1 protein-coding gene and 1 pseudogene are annotated in these 2,420 nt (G+C 45.3%); both read right to left on the bottom strand.

Features of this window, described 5'->3' with window-relative positions; all coding sequences use genetic code 11:
* Positions 1 to 274: pseudogene (locus IQ242_RS22515) on the bottom strand (nitrate ABC transporter, permease protein); the annotation flags it as partial.
* Between the two features lie 127 nt (positions 275 to 401).
* The gene (locus tag IQ242_RS22510) at positions 402 to 1,724 is read right to left on the bottom strand and encodes a CmpA/NrtA family ABC transporter substrate-binding protein (RefSeq protein ID WP_193961476.1); all 1,323 of its coding nucleotides are present in this window, start codon (positions 1,722 to 1,724) and stop codon (positions 402 to 404) included.
* Positions 1,725 to 2,420: the final 696 nt, after the last annotated feature.

Below are 2,420 nucleotides of genomic sequence, written 5' to 3'. Positions count from 1 at the left end.
CCACGGCCACCCGTTGTAAACTAGCTAAAATTTGCCAGAATAACCCCACATCCGTGCCACCATTATTGAAGAAGGGATTAATAATTAATTCCCAGGTATCGCTAACCACTTTAGTGGGACTAGGAAGGGGAGCATCGGGACTAAAACAGAGAATTTGCCACAGGAGAAGGAAAATTAATAAAGCAATCGCCGAAGTTGCTAGTTTGGTTAATTTTTTTTGCAGGTCTTTTACCCATTTCGGACTTTGAGAACGACGAGAAATAGAAACAGCCATAATCAGTTATCAGTTATCAGTTATCAGTGGTTGAGTTATCAGTGGTTAAGTGGTTCAGTTATCAGTGGTTCAGTTATCAGCTATCAGAGAATCATCTTTAACTGCTCACTGCTCACTGCTCACTGATTTAAACCTTTTTAATCTTGAGAGATTTCAGGTAAGCGGTGGGATTTTCGGGGTCAAAAGTAACACCATCAAAGAAAGTTTCCACACCGCGAGAGGTAGAGGTGGGAATTTGAGCAGCCGGAACATTGAGGGCTGTGGCGGCTTCTCTCCAGATATCTTCCCGGTTAACTTTATCAACTAAAGCTTTGATGTCCGTATCGGCGGGAATATAGCCCCAACGGATGTCTTCAGTCACAAACCAAGTATCATGACTCTTGTAGGGATAGGAAGCGTTATCAGCCCAGAATTTCATGGCTACGGGGCTATTTTCGATTTTGCGACCATCACCGAAATCGATATTACCCTGCATTCTTCCCAAGATATCGGCGGGGTCAATTTTCAGCCATTCCCGTCCTGAAATAATCTCGCACATTTCCTTAACATTAGCGGGATCGTTGCACCATTGCTGCGCTTCCAGAACAGCCATGGTTAAAGCTTTTGCCGCTTTGGGATTTTTATCCACCCAATCGGCGCGTAAAGCGAAGGCTTTTTCGGGGTGATCCTTCCAGAATTCTCCAGTGATCAGGGCAGTGTACCCGAGGCCTTTGGAGACGATTTGGGCGTTCCACGGTTCGCCGACACAGAACGCGTCCATGGTGCCGACTTTCATATTGGCCACCATCTGCGGCGGGGGAACGACGATGAGGGAGATGTCATTATTGGGATCGATGCCGCCCGCAGATAGCCAGTAACGCATGAACAGGTCGTGGTTGCCCCCCGGAAAGGTGACGGCAGCTTTCATTTCTTTGCCGGCAGATTTCGCTTTGGTGAGGGTTTCTTTGAGTTTAGAACTGTCGAGGTCGAGTTTTAAATCCGCGTGGGATTTGGAGATCGATATGGCCTGACCGTTGGTATTCAAACGCGCCAGAATATACATCGGTACGGGCTGTTTGGTGATTTTGCCCAAGGTCATTAGGTAGGGCATGGGGGATAAAATATGCGCCCCATCGATGCCGTTTCCCGCCGAACCTAATTCGAGGTTATCCCGGGTTGCAGCCCAAGAGGCTTGTTTCATCACCTGTACATCGGGCATCCCGTGTTTAGCGAATAAACCTTTTTCTTTGGCGATAATTAAGGGGGCAGCGTCGGTGAGGGCAATAAAACCTAGTTTAGCGGTGGTGACTTCGGGGGTTTCTCCACTGACAACGGGGGAAGCGGCAGGACTGCCGGCCGGGGAGGGACTGGTCGCGGTATTATTGGGAGTGGCGCAACCGTGGAGAATTGCTGTTCCTACGGCAGTTGCCCCGGCAGTGAAGATAAATCTACGTCTGGAAAGTTTACTCATGGACTAAAAAATCGTGATTAGAAACTAAACAAAGGTGATGAAACGGTGAAAAATTCTCATTACTTCCCCCAACTGACTGCGCGGTTATAACCGAGAAGATTTCTTGAAAGTAACTGTTGATTCAGTAAGGAGGCTTTAATTATTTTTATCTCTCGATCGCTTTTGCTTCTCCATCTAGACAGATTTAGCAATAGTTTTTGTTTAAGAGATTTTTCCCGGAAGCATAACAGTTTTGAGGAGTCGATAGATAGGGGCGGTTTTTGGTCATCTGGGCTAGAAAGATCACTTTATTTCAGGGTTATCACCGAAGTAATTAACTTAAATTTACAGTCTTCAACGGGAAAGATAGTATAGATTGTTACAAAATATTGTCAGCCATGTCATAAAAGCATAAAAATTTGTCTGAAACGCATGGTGGGGCGATGGGGGTTTTTTAGCTATTTTGACTCAGTTATCAGATTTGAGTTTGCCGTTCACTGATTACCGGTTAATGTTTACCGATGACTGAAAAATCGCCGCAAATATTAGCGATGCGACCTGCTTGAGACAATCTCTGTTATGCTTTGCAATACCAAATTAAATTGTATTCAGTGCAGATAGAGCATCAAGGATGAAGGGAAATCCCGTCAGAGAAGCAACCCTTTGGGGTGTTAACTTCTTAAACAATTCATCTAATACCAAATCCGTTTTTAATAG

The organism is Microcystis sp. LEGE 08355, assembly GCF_015207185.1.
Taxonomy (GTDB): domain Bacteria; phylum Cyanobacteriota; class Cyanobacteriia; order Cyanobacteriales; family Microcystaceae; genus Microcystis; species Microcystis panniformis.
Note: the sequence above shows the minus strand (reverse complement) of the source record. Positions and strands in the feature narration are given on the sequence as shown.